This is a genomic window from Pseudomonas sp. 20P_3.2_Bac5 (genome assembly GCF_025466035.1).
Classification (GTDB): Bacteria; Pseudomonadota; Gammaproteobacteria; order Pseudomonadales; family Pseudomonadaceae; genus Aquipseudomonas.
The window spans coordinates 72,089-92,213 of record NZ_JANLOA010000112.1 but is presented as its reverse complement, the minus strand read 5'-3'; the positions used below and the strand labels follow the sequence as shown (position 1 = coordinate 92,213).

Below are 20,125 nucleotides of genomic sequence, written 5' to 3'. Positions count from 1 at the left end.
GTCTGCCGAGTTCCTTTTGCCTCGGTCCGCGAACCCGCGTACAGCTGCCTCCCCTACGATTTGCAACCTAAACCAACCCCTCTCCCCCGCCCATCCCATCGATTGCACTGATGATTACTATCGAAGTGCTCCCCTGTCGGACTCCCAAAACCGGCTCCTATAATCGCCTCCCAGCTTTTCCCCTCTCCCCCGCCTGTCTTCAGGCGACATTCACCCCTTGGAATCCAGCACCCATGCCAAGCGCCAGCCAGGCCCCTCGCGGCCTTCCCGAACACAGTCAGCAAAGCGTCAAACAGCAGTGGCTGGCCATTCTTTCAGTCGCCGTGGGCGCTTTCGCCCTGGTGACCAGTGAGTTTCTCCCGGTGGGCGTGCTCAACGATGTCGCCAGCGACCTCGGCATCAGTGCCGGCCATGCCGGTCTGATGGTTACCCTCCCCGGCATCATGGCCGCCCTCGCCGCGCCGTTGCTGTCGGTGGGGATTGGCGCTCTGGACCGTCGCTATCTGCTGATCGGCCTGACGCTGATCATGATCATCGCCAACTCGGTCGTGGCCTATGCCAGCGACTTCGGTCTGTTGCTGTTCGGCCGCGTTTTGCTGGGCATCAGCATCGGCGGTTTCTGGGCGACGGCCATTGCCCTCAGCGGCCGTCTGGCGCCCAAGGGAGTCGGCGTAGCCCAGGCTACTTCAATCATCATGGTCGGGGTGACCCTGGCTACGGTGTTGGGCGTTCCGGTAGGCACCTGGCTAAGTGGCCTGATGGGGTGGCGCATGACCTTCCTGGTTACCGCCCTGCTGGGCATTCCGGTGCTGCTGGCGCAGGTCTTCCTGCTGCCGCGGCTCAACCCGGACAAGGCCATTCGCATCAGTGACCTGCCGGCCTTGTTTATCAATCCACAAGCGCGGGTTGGATTGATCGCGGTCTTGCTGATTGGCCTGGCGCACTTTGCCGCGTACACCTATGTCGCCCCCTTCTTCAAACAGAGTGCCGGTTTCGATGGGCCGACTATTGGCTCGCTCCTTCTGCTCTACGGCGTGGCCGGGGTCATCGGCAATATTTTCGCGGGCTTTGCCGCCAACCGCAGCGTGCGCCACACGCTGTTGCTGGTGGCACTGACCATCGGCATCAGCACCGCCCTGTTCCCCCACTTCGCCACCGGCATGACCGGCGCCGCGATGCTGATCGCACTCTGGGGCTTCGCCTTCGGCGCGTTCCCGGCCTGCGCCAGCATCTGGATGTTTGTCGTGGCGCCGAAGGATGTCGAACGCGGCATGCCACTGTTCGTCGCCCTGTTCCAGGTAATCATCGCGCTGGGCTCGTTCTTCGGCGGGCGGATCGTCGACCAGATGGGCAGCTCGGTGCTGTTGAGCCTGGCCACGGCCCTGGTGGGCTGCGGTTTTGTCACGGTGCTGGTACTGGGGCGTAACGTCAGTAATAGCACGGCGGCACAGCCCTGCTAACACGGACGAGGTTGGTCTTGGATCTGTCTCCTTTTCCTCCCCGCCAGTGAACGACCCGGGACGGCCGCGCACCCTCGCGGTTGACAAGCGATAGCCGAAAACAGAACGTAGCGGCGCTACAGCACTGTTGCGTACTGCCGGTAAAGCCAGCAGGCGACTATCGCAATCCACCGGGGTTGCTCGTGCCACCGGGCGCGGGCAGAGGAAGGAAACTGCATGGCACTGCCGCCAGACAAAGGCACCACCTCGATCGGGCTGGTACAAGAGGCGCTGTTCGGCGCGCGGCACAAGGGCGTCGACGTGGCATGGGCGCTGCGTCAGGCGCGCATTGACCCGGCGCTGTTGGCATCGCCTCATGCACGGGTATCGGCTGCGGGGTTCTCGCGCTTGTGGGTAGCCCTGTCTGATGTGCTCGACGATGAGTTTTTCGCCATCGATCGCCATCCGATGCGGCGCGGCAGTTTCAAGCTGATGTGCCAGCTCACGCTCGGTTGCGACAACCTGGAGCACGCCCTGCGGCGCATGCTCGCGTTCCTTCGCTCGATTCTGGATGACGTGTACGGTGAGCTGGTGTTCGACGGCGAGTCGGCGGTCATCGTCCTCCACGATCACGGCGTGCAGCGCAGGCTTTTCTGCTACGGCACCTGGCTGATCCTGGTGCATGGCCTGCTCTGCTGGCTGGGTAATCGGCGCATCCCGATTCAGCGCCTGGACCTGCGCGCTCAACAGCCTGATGACGACAGCGACTACCGGATGCGTTTCTGCGAAAACATCAACTTTGCGGCGCCGGTCTCGCAGGTCTTCTTCGAGCGCGACTTCCTTGAGTTGAAGGTGGCCCAGACGCCCCTCACGCTGGCGGCATTCCTGAAGGAATCGCCTGCCAGCATCCTCGTCAAATACCGCAACGACGAGAGCATCAGTGCCCGGATCCGGCAACGCCTGCGCGGGCAAAGCCCCGAAGAGTGGCCGGAACTCGAGGCGCTGGCGAAGATGCTGCGCATGTCCTATTCGACCCTGCAGCGCCGGCTGCAGGCCGAAGGGCTCAACTACCAACGGCTCAAGGACAACCTGCGCCGAGACATCGCCATCAATCTGCTCAGCCAGCCTGGCTTGACGGTGACCGACGTCGCGGCACGCACAGGGTTTCAGGAAACCAGCGCCTTCCACCGTGCCTTCAAGAAATGGACCGGGGTCAGCCCCGGTGCCTATCGCCGCTCCCAGGGTGAAGACGCCGACCTCTGACGGCACCCATCCGACCGCACGCTCCCCTTCCCGCCCCGCGCTGCCCGCCCACCTCAAAGACTGCCCGAATCGGTCAATCACAACGATGCCTGCGGGCATGGGCCGCGCCCACGCCCCGCCCCTATGATCGGCTCCGCAGTACGTCGTACAGCGCGGCATGCCCGACGACCCACAGTGCACTTCACAAACAAAAACAAGATTGAAGGAGACACGCTATGCAACCGGTGAACGTTTATACGTTGGCGGCCGAGTCACGTTTCAACCGTTTCCACAGGCTGATTCTATTCTGGTGCGTGCTGATCCTGGTGATCGATGGCTACGACCTGGCAGTGGTCGGCGCGGCGCTCCCGGCGATCATGAAAGACATGAATATCGACCCGACGAGCGCCGGCATCATGGCGGGCTCGGCGCTGTTCGGCACGATGCTCGGCGCCATTTTCCTCGGCACCCTGGCAGATCGGATCGGCCGCCCGAAAATGATCGCGTTCTGCGTCGCGCTGTTCAGTCTGTTTACCGCCGCGGCGGGCCTGACCAATGATCCCGTGAGCTTCAGTGTCATGCGTTTCATCGCCGGCCTGGGGATCGGCGGGGTGTTGCCGGTGTGCACCGCGCAGATGGGAGAGTTTTCGCCCCTGAAGCTACGCACGCGCCTGGTGACGCTGGTATTCGCCGGCTACTCGGTAGGCGGCATTCTCGTCGCACTGACCGCCAAGCAACTGATCGAAAGCCACGGCTGGCAGTGGGTGTTCTACATCGCCGGGCTACCCGTGCTGCTGATTCCGTTCATCCTCAAGAGCATGCCCGACTCGATCGGCTACCTGCTGAAGCATGACCGCCAGGCCGAACTGCGCGACATCGCCCGACAACTGCGGCCAGACCTGGCCATCGACGACCAGGCCGTGATGGTCGGCAACCCGGCCGTGCTCGGCAAGCAGGAGGCGCCGGTGCGCAACCTGTTCAAGGACGGCCGCGGCTTCAGCACCGTGATGATCTGGGCAGCCTTCATGACCGGGCTGTTCATGGTGTACGCCCTCAACTCCTGGTTGACCAAGCTGATGGCGATGGCCGGTTTCAGCCTGGGTTCCGCGCTCAACTTCGTCATCGTGTTCAATGTCGGCGCCATCGTCGGTGCCCTCGGCGGCGGCTGGTTGAGCGATAAATTCAATATCAAGCATGTGCTGGTGTGCTTCTACCTAGTCGGTGCGATCGCCTTGACGTTGCTCGGCTATACCCGCTCCACCAGCCTGCTGTTTGCGGTGGTGTTCGTGGTCGGTGCCTCGACCCTCGGCACACAACTGCTGGCCTATGCCTACGCCGGCGACTTCTACCCCTCGACCCTCCGTTCTGCCGGCGTTGGCTTTGCCTCCGGGGTTGGCCGCATCGGCGCGATCGTGGCACCGGTTCTAATCGGCTGGCTGGTGTCCTTGAGCCTGCCACTGGAGCAGAACTTCATGGCGATCAGCCTGGCCGGCCTGATCGGTGCCGCGGCCGTCACCCTGATCAACCAGTCGCGCTCCGACTCTGCCCAGGCGAAGGCTGCCGTGGCGTCCAGTTGAGCCTGTAGACCCGGCGTGCCAGCGCTGCCCACTCACACACAAACCCGCAAGAGATGACTATGAACCGCTTATCACAACCGCCACTCTCGGCGCAGCTACTGGAGCAGACGGTTGATTGGGCGATCGCCTCGCGCCGCAGCATCAGAGCCTTTCTGCCGACCCCGGTATCACGCGAGGACATCGAATCGATCCTGGATGTGGCGCGCTTCTGTGCGACCGGCGTGAACATGCAGCCGTGGCGCGTTCATGTCATCACCGGGGCAATGAAGGCACGCTTGTCCAACGCGATCGCCGCGCTCGACAACGACCCGGCGCTCACTGAAAACCTCGCCGATCCTTACGAGTATTACCCGCGTGAGTGGGTCGCGCCCTACGTCGAGCGGCGCCGCCAGGTCGGCTGGGAGCTGTACAGCCTGCTGGGCATCAGCAAGGGCGACAAGCAGCGCATGCATCAGCAGCACGCCCGCAATTATCGGTTTTTCGATGCGCCGGTAGGCCTGATCTTCACCATTGATCGCGTGCTTCAGGAAGGCAGCCTGCTGGATTACGGCATGTTCCTGCAGAGCGTCATGGTGGCCGCTCGCGGCCGAGGCTTGCACACCTGCCCGCAGGCCGCGTTTCTCAAGTACCACCAGGTGATTACCGAGATGCTAGCGATTCCCGCCGAGCAAATGCTGGTGTGCGGGATGAGCCTGGGCTACGCCGACGAAACCCGCATCGAGAACACCCTGGTCACCGACCGCGAGCCCGTCAGCGCCTTCACCACTTTTCATCACAATAACAAGGAGACAACCCCATGAATCCTGGTGCCTATGAGAGCGGGCTCGATCGTAGCCCTGCCAACCACTTGCCCCTCACGCCGCTCGGTTTCCTCGACCGCGCCGCCCTGGTCCATCCGCAACGGCACGCCGTGGTGCACGGTGAGCTGCGCCGAACCTGGGCTGAAACCCGCGAGCGCTGCTACCGGCTGGCTTCGGCATTGGTCAGCAGAGGCCTGGGCCATGGCGACACGGTGTCCATCCTCTCGCCAAACACCCCGGCGATGCTCGAAGCACACTATGGGGTGCCACTGGCCGGCGCGGTGCTGAACGGCATCAACTATCGCCTGGATGCCGAAGGTGTCGCTTTCATCCTTCGCCACAGCGAATGCAAGCTGCTGCTGGTGGATCGCGAGTTCGCCAGGCTGGCGGCGGCGGCGCTCGAACTGCTGGAACAACGCCCGGTGGTGATCGATATCAACGACCACCTTTCGCCCGACGGACCCGCCATTGGCGAAATCGATTACGAGCGCTTGCTCGCGGGCGGCGACCCTCGCTTTGCGGGTGTCTGGCCGGCCAGCGAATGGCAACCGATAGCCCTCAACTACACCTCCGGGACCACCGGCGATCCCAAGGGCGTGGTTGCCAGCCACCGCGGCACTTACCTCATGAGCCTGCTGCAAATGACCAACTGGCCGCTGGCCCGGGCGCCGCGCTACCTGTGGACGCTGCCCATGTTCCATGCCAACGGGTGGTGTTTCACCTGGGCGATCACCGCAGCCGCCGGCACCCACGTGTGCCTGCGCAAGGTCTCGGCTGAAACGGTGTTCGACGCCATCGACACCCATGCGGTCGATCACTTCTGCGCCGCCCCCATCGTCATGGCGATGATCGCCAACACGACCGGCCGCGCCGCCCTGGCGACGCCGGTCCGGGTGCTGACCGCCGGCTCCCCGCCGCCCGCCGCGGTGCTGCAGGCAGTCCTGGCGTTGGGCTTCGATGTCGATCATGTGTATGGCATCACCGAAGTGTGCGGAACACCGGTGAGCTGTGTCTGGCAAGACGCCTGGGACGCCCTGCCACCCGCTGAACAGTGCGCGTTGCGGGTTCGCCAGGGTGCACGCGGCGCCGTCTTCGAAGACCTGATGGTGGCGGATTCCGAGACACTGCAGCCGGTCCCGCGCGATGGCCAGACCACCGGGGAACTGCTGATGCGCGGCAATACCGTGATGATGGGTTACCTGAAAAACCCGTCTGCCACCCGACAGGCGTTTTCCGGCGGCTGGTTTCATACCGGCGATGTGGCGGTCGTTCATGAGAACGGCTACATCCAGATCACCGACCGCTGCAAGGACGTGATCATTTCGGGCGGCGAGAACATCTCCTCCATCGAAATCGAAGAGGCGCTGCATGCCCACCCCGCAGTACTGCATGCGGCGGTTGTCGCGCAACCGGACGACAAATGGGGTGAAGTCCCCTGCGCCTTCGTTGAATTGAAAGCTGGCGTGCAAACGCCCACGCCGCAGGAATTGATCGCGTTCTGCCAACAACGCCTGGCCCGTTTCAAGTGCCCGCAACGGGTGATTTTCGACGAGTTGCCAAAAACCGCCACCGGCAAGATCCAGAAGTTCCTGCTGCGCCAACGGGCGGGCAGCCGTGACGCGATCGTGCGCCTGGCCTCCGGCGCCTGAGCGGCCGAGCACGACACCCGCCTGACAGCAATTCCTCCAGCGTTATCACTCATGTTGCCCACTAGCGGCGGCAGGGGTTCATGCACACTAAAACAACAAAAGGTGCTTGCAATGACGACATACCACGCCCACTTCCTCGTGCCGGTGGCGGCACTCACGTGCGCCCCCTTCGCGTGCGCGGATTTCATCGATGACACCAAGGCAAGCCTGGAACTCAGAAACTTCTACTACAACCGCGACTTCCGCAACGAGGGTGCCAGCCAATCGAAGCGCGACGAATGGGCGCAAGGCTTCATTCTCAACGTGCAGTCAGGTTTCACCGAGGGGACGGTGGGCTTTGGCGTGGATGCTCAAGGCCTGCTGGGGCTCAAGCTGGATTCAAGCCCGGACCGCACCGGCTCGGGCCTTCTGGCGTTCGATTCGCAGCGCAACGTCGAAGACGAGTACGGCAAGTTCACGCTGACGGCCAAGGCGCGGCTCGGCAAGAGCGAACTTCGCCTCGGCGGCATCAGCCCACTGATGCCGTTGTTGTGGAGCAACAACAGCCGGCTGTTGCCGCAGGTGTTCCGCGGTGGTTCGCTGGTGTCCAATGATGTCGACTCACTGACCGTCTCGGCGATTCGCGTCAACGCCGTCAAGCAGCGAAACTCGACGGATTTCGAATCGCTCACGACCTTTGGTTATCGCGCCATCGACGCTGATCATTTCGACTACCTGGCGTTCGACTACAAGCTACTGCCGACACTCACCCTGAGCTACCACATTGCCGAACTCGCCGACCTGTATCGCACCCACTACGCAGGCCTGAAGCTCAATCAACCGCTGTCGACAGGCGCGGTGATTGCCGACGTCCGCCTGTTCGATGCCGGAGCAACAGGCGACGAACTGTTGGGGGACGTCGACAACCGCACGCTGAGTAGCTATTTCGCCTACAGCCTGAAAGGCCACACCCTCGGCGGCGGCTACCAGAAAGCGTGGGGCGATACGCCCTTCGCGTTCGTCAACGGGACAGACACCTACCTGTTTGGCGAGTCGCTGGTCAGCACCTTCACCGCGCCAAACGAACGTGTCTGGTTTGCTCGATACGACTACGATTTCGCCGCCCTCGGCCTGCCCGGCCTGACGCTGACCCTGCGGTACGTCAACGGCGACGATGTCGATCCCGCGCTGCTGACCACCCGCCAGGCAGCGGCCCTGCGCCAGGAGGGTCAATCGGGCAAAGAATGGGAGCGTGTCACCGATATCGCCTACGTCATCCAGAGTGGTCCGGTCAAAGGCCTGGCGGTGCAATGGCGCAACTCCACCAACCGTTCCACCTATGCCGACAGCGCCAACGAAAACCGCTTTATCGTGCGCTACACGGTAAATTTCTAAGCCCTTGATCCCGGCCTGGCGAGTTGCTCGCCAGGCCGACAGCCGTCATGTGTGAGTCAGCCCCACCTAAGCCCCCCGATAAGCCACTTCATACTCGGCTTTCAACAACCGCTTCATCAGCTTGCCCGTGGGTTCGCGGGGCAGTTCGCTGCGAAAATCGAACTGCTGCGGGCACTTGACGCCACCCAGGCCCTCGCGAACGAAGCGGCGAAGCGTTTCCGCGAACTCGGCACTCCCGGCGATACCCGCCCGGGGCTGTACCACCGCCACCACCCGCTCGCCCATTTCGGCGTCAGGCGCGCCAAACACCGCCGCGTCCTCGACGTCTGGATGGGTGATGAGCAGGTTTTCGATTTCCTGCGGGTAGATGTTCACGCCGCCGGAAATGATCATGAAGCTCTTGCGATCGGTCAGGAACAGGTAGCCGTCCTCGTCGACCCAGCCGATGTCGTTCAGCGTCGCCCAGCCTTTGGCGTTGTACGCCTGGCGGGTTTTTTCCGGGTCGTTGTGGTACTCGAAGCGCGGGCCGTCGGCGAAGTAGACATCGCCCTGGGTGCCCGGCGGCACCTCCTTGCCGTCCGCGCCGAGGATCTTGAGGGTCCCCAGCACGGCGCGCCCCACCGAACCCGGCTTGCTCAACCATTGCGCCGAATCCAGGGCGGTAATCCCGCAGGTTTCCGTGCCCGAGTAGTACTCGTGGATGACAGGCCCCCACCAGTCGATCATGGCGTGCTTGACCGGCACCGGGCACGGCGCCGCGGCATGGATCACCGCGCGCAGCGAGCGGTGGTCATAGCGTTGGCGAACCGCTGGATCGAGCTTGAGCATGCGCACGAAATGCGTGGGCACGAAGGTCGAGTGCGTGATGCGCTCCTGTTCGATCAACGCCAGTGACTGCTCCGCGTCGAAACGCTCCATGATGAACACGGTCCCGCCGAAACGCTGGATCACCATCGCCCAACGCAGCGGCGCCGCGTGGTACAGCGGCGACGTCGACAGGTAGCGGCTGTCGCCATCCATCCCGTAAAGCGCCCCGCCGAGGCGCATCAGCGGAATCGGCGCTTCGATCGAGCCGTCCGGCAACTGCGGCTTGACGCCCTTGGGGCGGCCGGTCATGCCGGACGAATAGAGCATGTCGGAGCCCGGGCTGGGGTCACATACCAGGGTGGTCGGCAGGCCTTCGCAGGCTTCGCGCAATGAACGGCGGCCGGGGGCGGCGCTGAATACCTGCAGGCTGTGGGAGCCGATCTGCTTCGCCGCCTGTTCGGCGACGTCCGCATAGGCGCGGCCGGCCACCAGCGCCTTGGCACCGGAGTTTTCCAACACGTAGGCCAGGTCGCCCACGGAGGTCTTGGTCGATACCGCAGTCAGATAAAGCCCGGTGCGCTGAGTGGCCCAGGCCACCACGAAAATCTCGAAGTCGTTGCCCAGCACCACCGCCACGGTGTCTCCGCGGGTGAGGCCAAGGCTGCGAAACAGGTGCGCGGCCTGGTTCGCCAGGGCATCAAGTTCGCCGTAGGTCAGGACCTCCTGGCTGGAAACCAGGACGCAGGCAGGCTTGTCGGGGTTGGTGCGGGCGTGAATCAACGGGTGCATGGCGTTTTTCTCTTATTGTCGTTGTCAGGAAGTACGGCCCGCGGATTCAACGTCCCGACCACACCGGGGCGCGTTTCTCGGCAAAGGCTTTCGGGCCCTCGATGGCATCCGCGGAGGCCAGCATGGCGCGGACCTGCGGGTAGTCCCACTGTTCGCCCATGCCCTGTTCCACCGACACATCCAGGCCGCGCATCACCGTTTGCTTGGTCGCCCGCACCGACAGCGGGCTGCAGGTGAGGATGTCATCGGCCCAGCGCCGGGCGAGGTCCATCACGTCACCCTCCGTCACTTCGTTGACGAAGCCAAGCTGCACGCCTTCGCTGGCGCTGACGCGGCGCCCGGTGAGCAGCAGGCCCATGCTGCGCTTGAGGCCGATCAGCGCGGGAAGCCGCAACATGCCGCCGGCCAGCGCGGCCAGGCCGATCTTGGCTTCAGGGAGCGCGAAGGCGGCATTGCTCGACGCGACGATGATGTCGCAAGCCAGCGCCAGTTCGAAGCCGCCGCCCATGGCAACTCCGTTGACGGCGGCGATCACCGGCTTGTGCAGGTCGAACCGCGCGGTCAGCCCGCCGAACCCCGCCGGTGGGGTGCCGAGATTGGCGTCGTTAGCCTGCTGCTTGAGGTCGTGCCCGGCGCAAAACGCCTTGCTCCCGCTTCCCGTGAGGATCGCCACCCACTGCTCGTCGTCGCTGGCGAAGTCGTCGAAGGCGCGCTGCAACTCTTCATGGGCCGCGTAGTTCATGGCGTTGTAAGCATCCGGCCGCTGCAGGGTGACGATTGTCAGGTGCCCTTCGCGGACCACGCGGATGAATTGATAGTCCATCGTTCTCTCTCCCGACCTAGGCCAGCATGCCGCCAAGACGGCGATTGATGATGTCGCGGGCGTCACTGACCATGCGCTCCAGCAATTCTTCGCAACTGGGCACGTCACGGATCAGCCCCTGGATCTGTCCGGCCCAGACCAGCCCGGCGTCGAGATTACCCGTCTCCAGCGCTTCCCGGCCCTTGGCGCCGGACACATAGCCACGGATGTCCTCGAACGTGGCTTCGGCCGCCTGGGACAGGCGCACCACTTCGTCCGACACGCTGTTGCGCGCGACCCGCCCGGTATTGTGGAAGCGGCGAAAGATCAGGTGGGTGGCGCGCTCATCGTTCTCCACCAGGAAACGCTTGATTGCCTCATGAATCGGCGCCTCGCGGGTCGCGCAGAAACGCGTGCCCATGTTCACCCCTTCCGCGCCCAACGCCATGGCCGCCGCCAGGCCGCGCCCGTCGCCAATGCCGCCGCTGGCGATGATCGGGATGCTGACTTTGTCAGCGGTGGCGGGAATCAGCACCAGCCCGGGAATGTCATCCTCGCCGGGATGCCCCGCGCACTCGAAGCCGTCGATGGAGATGATGTCGACCCCCATGCGCTGCGCCGACACGGCATGGCGCACCGCGGTGCATTTGTGAATCACGGTGAGGCCGTGGGCCTTGAACGCCTCGACATGTTCCTGCGGCTTGTTGCCCGCAGTTTCGACGATACGCACGCCGGAATCGATGATCGCCTGACGGTACTCCGCGTAGGGCGGCGGGTTGACCGACGGCAGGATGGTCAGGTTCACCGCGAACGGCTTGTCGGTCATGCTCCGGCAGCGGTCGATTTCCCGCCGCAGCGCGTCGGGGGTCGGCTGGGTCAGCGCGGTCAGCGTACCCAGGCCGCCGGCGTTGGAGACGGCGCTGGCCAGTTCGGCGCGGCCAACCCACATCATGCCGCCCTGCACGATCGGGTGGCGGATGCCGAGCAATTCGGTCACACGGTTACGAAAGCTCATCTCACAGCACCTCCAGAATCGTGACGTTGGCGATGCCGCCGCCCTCGCACATGGTTTGCAAGCCATAGCGCTTGCCGCGGGCTTTCAGGGCGTGGATCAGGGTGGTCATCAGTTTGGTCCCGGACGAACCCAGCGGATGGCCGAGGGCAATGGCGCCGCCGTTGACATTCAACCGCTCGGGGTCGGCGTCCAGCGCGTCCAGCCAGGACAGAGGAACAGGGGCGAAAGCTTCGTTGACTTCATAGAGGTCGATATCGGCGATGCTCAGGCCGGCTTTCTTCAGAGCCTTGCGCGTGGCGAAGATCGGCTCTTCGAGCATGATCACCGGGTCGCCCGCGGTGACGGTCATGTCGACGATCCGCGCAATGGGCGTCAGGCCGTGGGCCTTCAAGGCGCGTTCGCTGACCACCAGCACCCCGGAAGCGCCATCGCACACCTGGCTGGCGTTGGCAGCCGTGACCACGCCGCCTTCCTGCAACGGTTTCACCGAACCGATGCCCTCCAGTGACGCATCGAAGCGAATGCCTTCGTCAACCAGATGCAAGCCGTCGGCGGTCGCCAGGCCAATGATTTCGTCACGGAAGGCGCCGCTGTTGGTCGCCCGCGCCGCCCGCTGGTGGCTGGCCAGCGCGAAGCGGTCGAGGGTCAGGCGGTCAAGGCCGTACTTCTCCGCGAGCATCTGCGCACCGGCGAACTGGCTGAAGCTGCTGACCTGGAAGCGCTCCTGGATCCGCGCGCTGAACGGGCCGATACCGATGCCTTCCTTCTCGTGGAAGGACAGGTTGGAGAACATCGGCACCCGGCTCATGCTTTCCACGCCGCCGGCGATGACCACGTCCTGGAATCCGGACATCACCGCCTGCGCCGCAAACTGCACCGCCTGCTGCGAGCTGCCGCACTGGCGGTCAATGGTGACCGCCGGCACGCTCTGCGGCAGCCGCGAGGCCAGCACCACATTGCGGGCGAAGGCGAACGCCTGCTCACCGGCCTGGGTCACGCAGCCGAGGATCACGTCGTCGATGGCCGCCGGGTCGATCCCCGAGCGCTCGACCAGTGCATCGAGCACTTCGGCGCCCATATCCGCCGGGTGCCAGCCGGCCAGTTTGCCGTTACGACGCCCGCCCGCGGTGCGAACGGCTGCAACAATGTAGGCATCAGCCATGACTCAACTCCTTCTTGTTTTTAGGGAGCCGCTGCGCAACGAACGCAGCGACTTTGTCACGGACACAAGGTTGTGCGGCGAGGGCCGCGATGCTGCGGGCCTCGTTTTCCAGTTGCGTTTCCAAAGGGGTGCCGTGGCTTTCCAGCAACAGCTTCCTGACGCTGCCGAGCGCCGCTGGGTTCATCGCGACCAGGGTTGCCACGACGCGTGCCCCTTCGGCCTGCAACTGGCCGGCGTCGACCACCCGCGAGACCAGGCCGAGCCCGTGCGCCTGCGCCGCGCTCAGGCGCTGGTTGAGCAGGATCAGTTCCTGCGCCCGGCGCAAGCCGGTCAAGCGCGGCAGTATCCAGCTCAGCCCGCCATCCGGGCTCAGGCCAATGGCACCGTAAGCCGGCGTGAAGGAGGCGGAAGGCTCCGCCAGAACGATGTCGCCGATCAGCGCCAGGCTCAGGCCTGCGCCTGCCGCCGCACCGTTCACCAGCGTCAGCAACGGTTTGTTCATACGCATCAGGCGCGAGATCGCCAGGTGCAGGGTGCCCGCCAACTCGCTGAGAAAACCTGAAATCCCGTCGCCCGCCTCGGTGAACGCTTGCAGGTCACCGCCGGCGCAAAACAGTTTGCCGCTGCCGGTCAGCACGACGCATTTCAGGTCCGGCGTCTGGTCGCAGACGATGGCCGCGCGAAGCAGTGCCTGGGCCATCGGCAGGTCAATGGCGTTGCCCTGTTCAGGACGGTTCAGGGTGAGGGTGGCAACACCTTCGTGGATATCGAGCAGCACTGAATCGTTCATCGGCATTCCTCCAGCGCACGACGTGCCAGCCCGGCCAGCACGGGAAAGCTCCTGGCCCGCTCACGGGCGTGGGCCGAGGCGGCGGTGCCGCGAATCACCCGTCCCTTGATGCCATGGAAAATCGCCGCCATGCGGAACAGGTTGAAGGCGATATAGAACTCCCAGGCCGGAATGGACGCGCGACCGGTGCGTTCGCAATAGCGCTCGACGTACTCGGATTGCGCGGGAATGTTCAGCCGCCGCAGGTCGGCGCCGGCCAGGCCGGCAACGATGTCGGGCGGCATCTGGTACATCATGGCGTGGTTGGCGAAGTCAGCCAGCGGATGGCCGAGGGTCGACAGTTCCCAGTCCAGCACCGCCATGACTTTCGGCTCGCGCGGGTGAAAGATCATGTTGTCGCAGCGGAAGTCGCCATGCACGATCCGGGTCTCGTCGCCGGGCGGGATCATCCCCGGCAGCCATTCCACCAGCAGGTCCATGTCCGGATCGCGGCCCGCGGCTTCGTCCGCCAGGTATTGGGAAGTCCAGCGGCTGATCTGCCGCGAGAAATAATTGCCCGACTTGCCGAAATCTCCCAGCCCGACCGCGTCAGGCTCGATGCTGTGCAAGGCCGCCAGGGTCTGGTTCATCGCGTCGAAATACTGCGGCCGCTGCTCCGGGCTGACCTCGGGAAAGGTGGCGTCCCAGAAAATCCGCCCTTCGACGCGCTCCATCACATAGAAGGGCGTGCCCACCACCGTCTCGTCGGTGCACACCGCGAAAATCTTCGGCACGCAGAACCCCACGCCGCCCAGCGCCTGCTGGACCCGCGCCTCGCGCTCGACCGAGTGGGCGCCTTTGAGCAGGACCCCGGCGGGCTTGCGCCGCAGCACGTAGCTGCTGGTCGGCGTAGTGATCTGGTAGGTGGGAATCGACTGCCCGCCCCTGAACTGCAACACGGTCATGGGACCGGCGAAACCGTCCACGTTGGACCGTAGCCACTGGGCCAGAAGACGCTCATCGAACGCCATGTCGGGGCGCACCTCACCCGCGCCGGCATTGGCCTTTTGCTCCACTGCACTCATTGCCGTGCCCTCGCCCATTCACGCTTGATGGTTTTCGCCAGCGACCACTTGTGCACTTCCGTGGGGCCGTCGTAGATGCGAAACGCGCGGATCTCGCGGAATACCTGTTCGACGATCGAGTCCTCGGTGAGGCCGCTGCCGCCCATGACCTGCACACAGCGATCGGCGACACGCATCAGGGTTTCGCTGACGGCAACCTTGGCCATCGAGCTTTCGGTGCCGCCCGCCGCACCCGTGTCCAGCACGCTGGCGCACCAGTTGATGAGCAGTTCCACCTGTTTCAGGTCGATCAGGTTCTCGGCCAGGCTGAAACCGGTGCCTTCGTGATCGATCAGCAACTTGCCGAACGCCATGCGCTTGTTGGCGTAATCGGTGGCGATTTCGTTGGCCCGCAGGCAGGCGCCGTACCAGCGCATGCAATGCGATAGCCGCGCCGGCGCGAGGCGGATCTGCGCATAACGAAAGCCTTCGCCGGCCTCGCCGAGCATCTGCTCGGCGGGCACCCGCAGGTTGTCCAGCGCGACGATGGCGTGGCCACCGGGCATGGAACTGTCGATGGTGCGCGGAATGCGTTCGATGCGGATGCCCGGGTCCGGCAGCGCGACGAGAAACATACACGCGCCTTCTTCGGCCTTGGCCATGACGATGCCGATCTGCGCGCCCTCGGCGCCGGTGATGAACGCCTTGCGGCCGTTGATCAGCCAGTGGTCACCGTCGCGGCGGCAGGTGGTCTGCATCATCGACGGATCGGAGCCGGCACCGCCGTCCTCGGCCGGTTCGGTCATGAAAAAGGCGGAACGCGCGGTGCCCTGAACCAGGGGTTCGAGAAAACGCGCCTTGATAAACGCGCTGCCGACTTTTCCCAGCAGGTACATGTTGCCTTCGTCCGGCGCGCAGGTATTACAGGCCAGCGGCCCGAGGGGCGACAGGCCGGTCTTCGCCAGCACCAGCGCCGTGCCTTGCTGGCTCAGGTGGCTGCCATCGGCAAGGATGTGCGGGGTCAGTACGCCGGCCTCGCGGGCCCGGTCCCGCAGCTCCAGCACCAGTGCGTCCGTGGGGCAGTCGTGGTGATCGCGGCGGTTGTCGGCCTCGTAAGGCACCACCACGTCGCGGACGAAGCGCTCGACCCGGTCGGCAATCTCTGTGGCCTGTTGCAGATCGTGGAAGCTCATCGGGCGGCCATCCTGATCGCGCCGTCCAGACGAATGACTTCGCCGTTGAGCATGGGGTTTTCGACAATCGACTGGACCAGCAAGGCGAACTCGTCCGGCTGACCGAGACGGCTCGGGAACGGCACCTGCTGACCGAGGGAGTCCTGCACGTCCTGGGGCAGCGACGCCAGCAACGGGGTGAGGAAAATCCCCGGTGCGATGGTCATCACGCGGATGCCGTAGCGGGCGAACTCCCGCGCCAGCGGCAGGGTCATGCCGACAATCCCGGCCTTGGACGCGGCGTAGGCCGGCTGGCCGATTTGCCCGTCGAAGGCGGCGACGCTCGCGGTGTTGATGATGACGCCACGCTCTTCACCCTCGGCCTCGGCGAGGTGCAGGCGCTCGGCGAACTTCGACAGCACGTTGAAACTGCCGTTGAGGTTGATGTTCACGATCCGCGCGAAGTCGGCCAGCGGCAGCGCCGTGCCGTCGCGGGAAAGCGCCTTGCCGGGCGGGCCGATGCCGGCGCAGTTGACCAGGATGCGCGCCTTGCCGTGCACCCCTTCTGCGGTTTCGAGGGCATGCGCGATGCCGGCTTCATCCGTCACATCGGCCTTGATGAACAGACCGCCGAGCGCTGCGGCGTGGGCTTCGCCCAGTGCCTGGTTGAGGTCGAGAATCGCCACCTTGGCGCCGGCCGCCGCCAGCCGCGAGGCCACCGCGCCACCCAGTCCGGACGCGCCGCCGGTTACTACTGCAGCCACACCTTGAATCTTCATCGAGCACATCCTCTTGCTTGTTCTTGTTGGGACAGCGAGCTCTGCTGCGAGCAGGAAAACCCGTCGATTTAACTCAGCGGTAGAATATCTACTCGTCAGTAGGCTAGAATTCCGATCACTGGCCTGTCAAGGTCGAAAATCCCTGAAAGTGGAAAGCGGGCCTCCACCAGACGCCCCACCCCACACCCGACAAATGGAATGAACGACGTGACCGAAACCTCCCCTTTCGCCAGCGCGACGCAGAAGCAACAAGAGCGCGAAGCCAAGCGCCAGGCCGTGCTCCGCGCGGCGGTGCGGATCTTCAACGAGCGCGGGTTCCACGCCACGCTGCTCGACGATGTGGCCGTTAGCCTGGGCATCTCCAAACCGACGATCTATCACTACCTGGGCAACAAGGAGCAGGTGCTGCTGCAGTGCGTCATCCACGGCCTGGAGCAACTGATCGACGCCGCCGACACCGCACGCCAGGAGCCCGGCACGGGGATCGACCGCTTGCGCAGCTACCTGCGCCGCTACGCGGAAATCAACATGGATGACTTCGGCCGCTGCGTGATCCGCACCGGCGACGAAGCCTTGTCCGAGGAAGGCCGGACCCGCTTCCGCGCGCTGAAAAGTGACATCGACCGGGCCATGCGCGGGCTGATCGAAGAAGCCATTGCCGACGGCTCCGTCGCGCCCTGCGACGCGAGGCTGCTGGCCTTTACCCTGGCGGGCGCGCTCAACTGGCCCGCGCGCTGGTTTTCCCCGGATGGCAAGCAAACGAAAGAAGAGGTGGCCGCGCAAATGGTCGATCTGCTGACCAGCGGATTCGCGCCGCGCTGAGCCAATCTACGCAACGCAACTGTCGGTAGTGGCGAAGGAAGGAGGGTGTCGCAACATGCTCAACGTGCCTGGATCCCCTGACGCGAGATTCACAGGACCTGTGCCACTGTCGCAGCAGATCGAACGGGTTCGACTGCTGCCGCTGATCGCCCGCGCGGGCGGCACGCTCACCTTGCTGAGCGCACCGGCCGGCTTCGGCAAATCGACGCTGATGGCCCAGGCCTGCGCGCACTTGAACCAGGCCGGCATCGCCACGGCCTGGCTCAACACTCACGCGGCAGACAACGACCTGCCCCGCTTGCTCGCCAGCCTTGACCGGGTCACCCGCCATCTCGGCATCGCCCGGCCCGGCTGCGACGCCATCACCTGCATGACGATGCCCACGGCCTCGTACGCGCTCTTCATCGATGAACTGGAAACCATCCAGGAACCCTCGGTCCTCGCCCTGCTCCAGGAGCTGGCCCTGCACCTGCCCCATCGCGCCTACCTGATCGCCACCACCCGGCTGACCCCGGCGCTGGGGCTGGCGCGGCTGAGGGCCAGCGGCCGGCTGACGGAAATCGGCGCCAGCGAGCTGCGCTTCGACAGGGAAGAGAGCCAGGCCCTGCTCGCCGGCCAGCTCGGCTCCGCGTCCCTCTCCCGCGCCGATGTCGAGCACCTGCACGGCAAGACCGAGGGCTGGGCCGCGGCGTTGTGGCTGGCGTCCATTGCGCTCAAGCGCAGCGAGTCGCGGCTGGAATTCATCGCCCGCTTCTCCGGCTCCACCAGCACCGTGGCCCAATACCTGAGCGAAGTGGTGCTGGCGGAACAATCGCCAAGCGTGCGCCGGGTGCTGCTGCGCATGAGCGTGCTGAGGTACTTCAACCCCGCACTGTGCGAAGCCCTGAACCCGGGCGTCGACGGACAGCCAATGATCGAGCACCTGCAGGCCCAGGGCTTGGCCGTACCGGTTGAAACGAAACACGGGCTCTGGCGTTTTCATGGCCTGTTCGCTGAATTTCTCCGTGATCGACTCGACCGCGAAAGCCCCGGCGAGAACGCGTGCCTGCACCTTGCGGCCTCGCGCTGGTTCGACAGCCAGGGCCAGGCGGTACAGGCCATTGATCACGCCGTGCTCGGCCAGCAGTACGACCAGGCCCTGCTGCTGCTCGAACACCACATCGAGTCGTTGCTGGAACAAGGCCGGATGCGCTTGCTGCGCCGCTGGTTCACCGCCATTCCCGAAGACCTGGTGGCCGCCCGACCGCGGTTGCAGGTGATGTCGTTGTGGGCCCTGGCCCTGACCGAGGGCGCGCACCTGGCCTGGCAGGAACTGGAGCGGCTCGACTGGCGCAACAGCCCGGACCCGCACGTGCGCAATCACGGCGCCGCGCTCTACCCGACCCTGCTGGGCATGCGTGACCACTGCGAAGAAGCGGTGACGGTCGGCATGCGCGCACTGAACAACCTCGACGCCAGGCATACCTTCGCCAGCGCCACCCTGCTCAATGCCATCGCCCACCAGACCCTGATCATCGGCGACACCCGCGATGCCCAACGCATGGTCGATGCCGCGCGCCGCCTGCACGGCGGTGAAAGCCACTTCAACCGGATGTACTCGGAAACGACCGAGGGCCTGATCGACCTCTTGCATGGTCGCCTGCGTCACGCCTCCGCGCGTTTCCGCCTGGCCATCGATGTCACTCAGGCCAGCAATCATCGACACGTCCACGGCAACGCCTGGGCCGGCGTGCTGCACACGGCGACGGTGTACGAAGCCAACGACCTCGTCCAGACGCGCCACCTGATCAACGTCTACCTGCCGCTGGCCCGTGAAGTCGGCATTCCCGATCACCTGATCCTGATCTACCTGCTCAAATGCCGCCTGGCGTTCACCGAAAACGACCTGGAAACCGCGCTGCACGCGCTGACCGAACTCGAATACCTAGGCCACCGCCGCAGCCTGCCCCGTGCAGTGGCCGCCGCCCAACTGGAGCGGGCGAAGATCCTGCTGATCCAGGGCGAGGGCGAGGCGGCACGGGATGAGTTAAGCCGCGCCGATGACCCGGTGATCTGGGCGCGGGAATGCCGGCAGCGGCTGCTCGCCCACGACAGCCATTACCTGCGTCTGGCGCGGCTGCGCTGGGACATTCATTTTGGCGATCCGGTCGCGGCCCTCAGGCAACTGGCGGTCGACCTCGACGCCGCCCACGCCTCGGGCCGCCGCCATCGTGCGCTGGTGCTGCAGTTGTTGCAGGTGCTGGCGCTGCAGCGCTGCGACAACCTGCTCGCCGCGCACAAAACGCTGGAAGAGGCGCTGACATTCGCCGCGCGCGAAGGTTATGTGCGCACGGTGCTCGATGAAGGGGCGGCGCTCGGCCAGGTGGTGCTGGAGTTCAAGCAGTCATACGAAACGCGCACGTCGCGCACGCCGCTGCTGCTGGATTATCTGCGTTCGCTGTTGATCGGTTTCGGTCCGGCGCTGCCCGCCGAGCCGGCCAGGCCCGCCCCCGCCGCGCCATTGCCCGAGCCGCTGACGCGCAAGGAAATCGAAGTCCTGGTGCTGCTCACCGACGGCTGTTCCAACCTCGACCTGGCCGGGCGCATGCACGTGTCGCTGAGCACCGTGCGCACCCACCTGCGCAACATCAACGCCAAGCTTTCGACCGGCAGCCGCAACCAGGCGCTGGCGGTGGCGAGGAAGATGGGACTGGTGTCGTAGCGTTGGGGAAAAATCGTCTTTTGTGACGATTTTTCCCCTCCCCCCGCCCCATAGACTGATCCCGAAACCCGCTATCCCGCGCCACGTGCAGCAGGCTTGCGATTGCAGTCCGGTCGTCAGGGCCGCCGTCGGTCATCTGACAGATCCAACAACAATAATTAA

Annotated in this window: 16 protein-coding genes; 8 read left to right on the top strand and 8 right to left on the bottom strand. The window is 64.8% G+C overall.

Annotated features, from left to right (window positions below; translation table 11 throughout):
* Positions 1-233 precede the first annotated feature (233 nt).
* From NTD88_RS21005 to NTD88_RS20980, 6 genes are all read left to right on the top strand, one after another.
* Positions 234-1,460, top strand: coding sequence for an MFS transporter (locus NTD88_RS21005; protein WP_262154644.1), 1,227 nt, complete (start codon positions 234-236; stop codon positions 1,458-1,460).
* A 216-nt stretch (positions 1,461-1,676) separates the two neighbouring features.
* On the top strand, positions 1,677-2,702 hold the full coding sequence (locus NTD88_RS21000) for an AraC family transcriptional regulator (RefSeq protein WP_262154643.1): 1,026 nt from the start codon (positions 1,677-1,679) through the stop codon (positions 2,700-2,702).
* A gap of 215 nt (positions 2,703-2,917) precedes the next feature.
* Positions 2,918-4,258 carry an MFS transporter gene (locus tag NTD88_RS20995; RefSeq protein WP_262154642.1) on the top strand — a complete coding sequence of 447 codons (1,341 nt, stop codon included), beginning with the start codon at positions 2,918-2,920 and terminating at the stop codon, positions 4,256-4,258.
* 59 nt (positions 4,259-4,317) lie between these two features.
* Positions 4,318-5,058 (top strand): nitroreductase, encoded by a 741-nt coding sequence (locus tag NTD88_RS20990; RefSeq protein WP_410017303.1) that lies wholly within the window; start codon positions 4,318-4,320, stop codon positions 5,056-5,058.
* Complete coding sequence (locus NTD88_RS20985) at positions 5,055-6,707, top strand: AMP-binding protein (protein ID WP_262154640.1); 1,653 nt, start codon at positions 5,055-5,057, stop codon at positions 6,705-6,707. Before NTD88_RS20990 ends, NTD88_RS20985 begins: the two co-directional genes overlap by 4 nt.
* Positions 6,708-6,818: 111 nt before the next feature.
* A complete protein-coding gene (locus NTD88_RS20980; protein ID WP_262154638.1) occupies positions 6,819-8,081 on the top strand; it encodes an OprD family porin in 1,263 nt (420 codons plus the stop codon).
* Between the two features lie 66 nt (positions 8,082-8,147).
* Here the strand turns inward: NTD88_RS20980 and NTD88_RS20975 are convergent, their stop codons facing one another.
* Genes NTD88_RS20975 through NTD88_RS20940 form a run of 8 tightly spaced genes read right to left on the bottom strand, consistent with a single transcriptional unit; the run spans position 8,148 to position 16,440 of the window.
* Positions 8,148-9,677, bottom strand: coding sequence for an acyl-CoA synthetase (locus tag NTD88_RS20975; protein WP_262154637.1), 1,530 nt, complete (start codon positions 9,675-9,677; stop codon positions 8,148-8,150).
* Between the two features lie 46 nt (positions 9,678-9,723).
* The gene (locus tag NTD88_RS20970; RefSeq protein WP_262154636.1) at positions 9,724-10,500 is read right to left on the bottom strand and encodes an enoyl-CoA hydratase-related protein; all 777 of its coding nucleotides are present in this window, start codon (positions 10,498-10,500) and stop codon (positions 9,724-9,726) included.
* Between the two features lie 16 nt (positions 10,501-10,516).
* A complete protein-coding gene (locus NTD88_RS20965) occupies positions 10,517-11,494 on the bottom strand; it encodes an NAD(P)H-dependent flavin oxidoreductase (protein ID WP_262154635.1) in 978 nt (325 codons plus the stop codon).
* Position 11,495: 1 nt separating this feature from the next.
* On the bottom strand, positions 11,496-12,656 hold the full coding sequence (locus tag NTD88_RS20960) for an acetyl-CoA C-acetyltransferase (protein WP_262154634.1): 1,161 nt from the start codon (positions 12,654-12,656) through the stop codon (positions 11,496-11,498).
* Positions 12,649-13,446, bottom strand: a complete 798-nt coding sequence (locus NTD88_RS20955; RefSeq protein ID WP_262154633.1) for an enoyl-CoA hydratase/isomerase family protein — start codon at positions 13,444-13,446, stop codon at positions 12,649-12,651. The genes NTD88_RS20960 and NTD88_RS20955 overlap by 8 nt, the downstream gene beginning before the upstream one ends.
* Positions 13,443-14,510 (bottom strand): phosphotransferase, encoded by a 1,068-nt coding sequence (locus tag NTD88_RS20950; protein WP_262154632.1) that lies wholly within the window; start codon positions 14,508-14,510, stop codon positions 13,443-13,445. The genes NTD88_RS20955 and NTD88_RS20950 overlap by 4 nt, the downstream gene beginning before the upstream one ends.
* A complete protein-coding gene (locus tag NTD88_RS20945; RefSeq protein WP_262154631.1) occupies positions 14,507-15,682 on the bottom strand; it encodes an acyl-CoA dehydrogenase family protein in 1,176 nt (391 codons plus the stop codon). Before NTD88_RS20945 ends, NTD88_RS20950 begins: the two co-directional genes overlap by 4 nt.
* Positions 15,679-16,440, bottom strand: a complete 762-nt coding sequence (locus tag NTD88_RS20940) for an SDR family NAD(P)-dependent oxidoreductase (RefSeq protein WP_262154630.1) — start codon at positions 16,438-16,440, stop codon at positions 15,679-15,681. The genes NTD88_RS20945 and NTD88_RS20940 overlap by 4 nt, the downstream gene beginning before the upstream one ends.
* 207 nt (positions 16,441-16,647) lie before the next feature.
* Here NTD88_RS20940 and NTD88_RS20935 point away from each other — a divergent pair, with 207 nt between their 5' ends.
* Both NTD88_RS20935 and NTD88_RS20930 read left to right on the top strand, forming a co-directional pair.
* Positions 16,648-17,262 (top strand): TetR/AcrR family transcriptional regulator, encoded by a 615-nt coding sequence (locus tag NTD88_RS20935; protein WP_218241295.1) that lies wholly within the window; start codon positions 16,648-16,650, stop codon positions 17,260-17,262.
* Between the two features lie 100 nt (positions 17,263-17,362).
* Positions 17,363-19,963 (top strand): LuxR C-terminal-related transcriptional regulator, encoded by a 2,601-nt coding sequence (locus tag NTD88_RS20930; RefSeq protein ID WP_262154629.1) that lies wholly within the window; start codon positions 17,363-17,365, stop codon positions 19,961-19,963.
* Positions 19,964-20,125 lie beyond the last annotated feature (162 nt).

What these genes read in the sequence shown, in the direction of transcription:
- NTD88_RS21005 (WP_262154644.1), top strand. Translation starts at nt 234, where the DNA reads ATGCCAAGCGCCAGCCAGGCCCCTCGCGGCCTTCCCGAACACAGTCAG.
- NTD88_RS21000 (WP_262154643.1), top strand. Translation starts at nt 1,677, where the DNA reads ATGGCACTGCCGCCAGACAAAGGCACCACCTCGATCGGGCTGGTACAA.
- NTD88_RS20995 (WP_262154642.1), top strand. Translation starts at nt 2,918, where the DNA reads ATGCAACCGGTGAACGTTTATACGTTGGCGGCCGAGTCACGTTTCAAC.
- NTD88_RS20990 (WP_410017303.1), top strand. Translation starts at nt 4,318, where the DNA reads ATGAACCGCTTATCACAACCGCCACTCTCGGCGCAGCTACTGGAGCAG.
- NTD88_RS20985 (WP_262154640.1), top strand. Translation starts at nt 5,055, where the DNA reads ATGAATCCTGGTGCCTATGAGAGCGGGCTCGATCGTAGCCCTGCCAAC.
- NTD88_RS20980 (WP_262154638.1), top strand. Translation starts at nt 6,819, where the DNA reads ATGACGACATACCACGCCCACTTCCTCGTGCCGGTGGCGGCACTCACG.
- NTD88_RS20975 (WP_262154637.1), bottom strand. Translation starts at nt 9,677, where the DNA reads ATGCACCCGTTGATTCACGCCCGCACCAACCCCGACAAGCCTGCCTGC.
- NTD88_RS20970 (WP_262154636.1), bottom strand. Translation starts at nt 10,500, where the DNA reads ATGGACTATCAATTCATCCGCGTGGTCCGCGAAGGGCACCTGACAATC.
- NTD88_RS20965 (WP_262154635.1), bottom strand. Translation starts at nt 11,494, where the DNA reads ATGAGCTTTCGTAACCGTGTGACCGAATTGCTCGGCATCCGCCACCCG.
- NTD88_RS20960 (WP_262154634.1), bottom strand. Translation starts at nt 12,656, where the DNA reads ATGGCTGATGCCTACATTGTTGCAGCCGTTCGCACCGCGGGCGGGCGT.
- NTD88_RS20955 (WP_262154633.1), bottom strand. Translation starts at nt 13,446, where the DNA reads ATGAACGATTCAGTGCTGCTCGATATCCACGAAGGTGTTGCCACCCTC.
- NTD88_RS20950 (WP_262154632.1), bottom strand. Translation starts at nt 14,510, where the DNA reads ATGAGTGCAGTGGAGCAAAAGGCCAATGCCGGCGCGGGTGAGGTGCGC.
- NTD88_RS20945 (WP_262154631.1), bottom strand. Translation starts at nt 15,682, where the DNA reads ATGAGCTTCCACGATCTGCAACAGGCCACAGAGATTGCCGACCGGGTC.
- NTD88_RS20940 (WP_262154630.1), bottom strand. Translation starts at nt 16,440, where the DNA reads ATGAAGATTCAAGGTGTGGCTGCAGTAGTAACCGGCGGCGCGTCCGGA.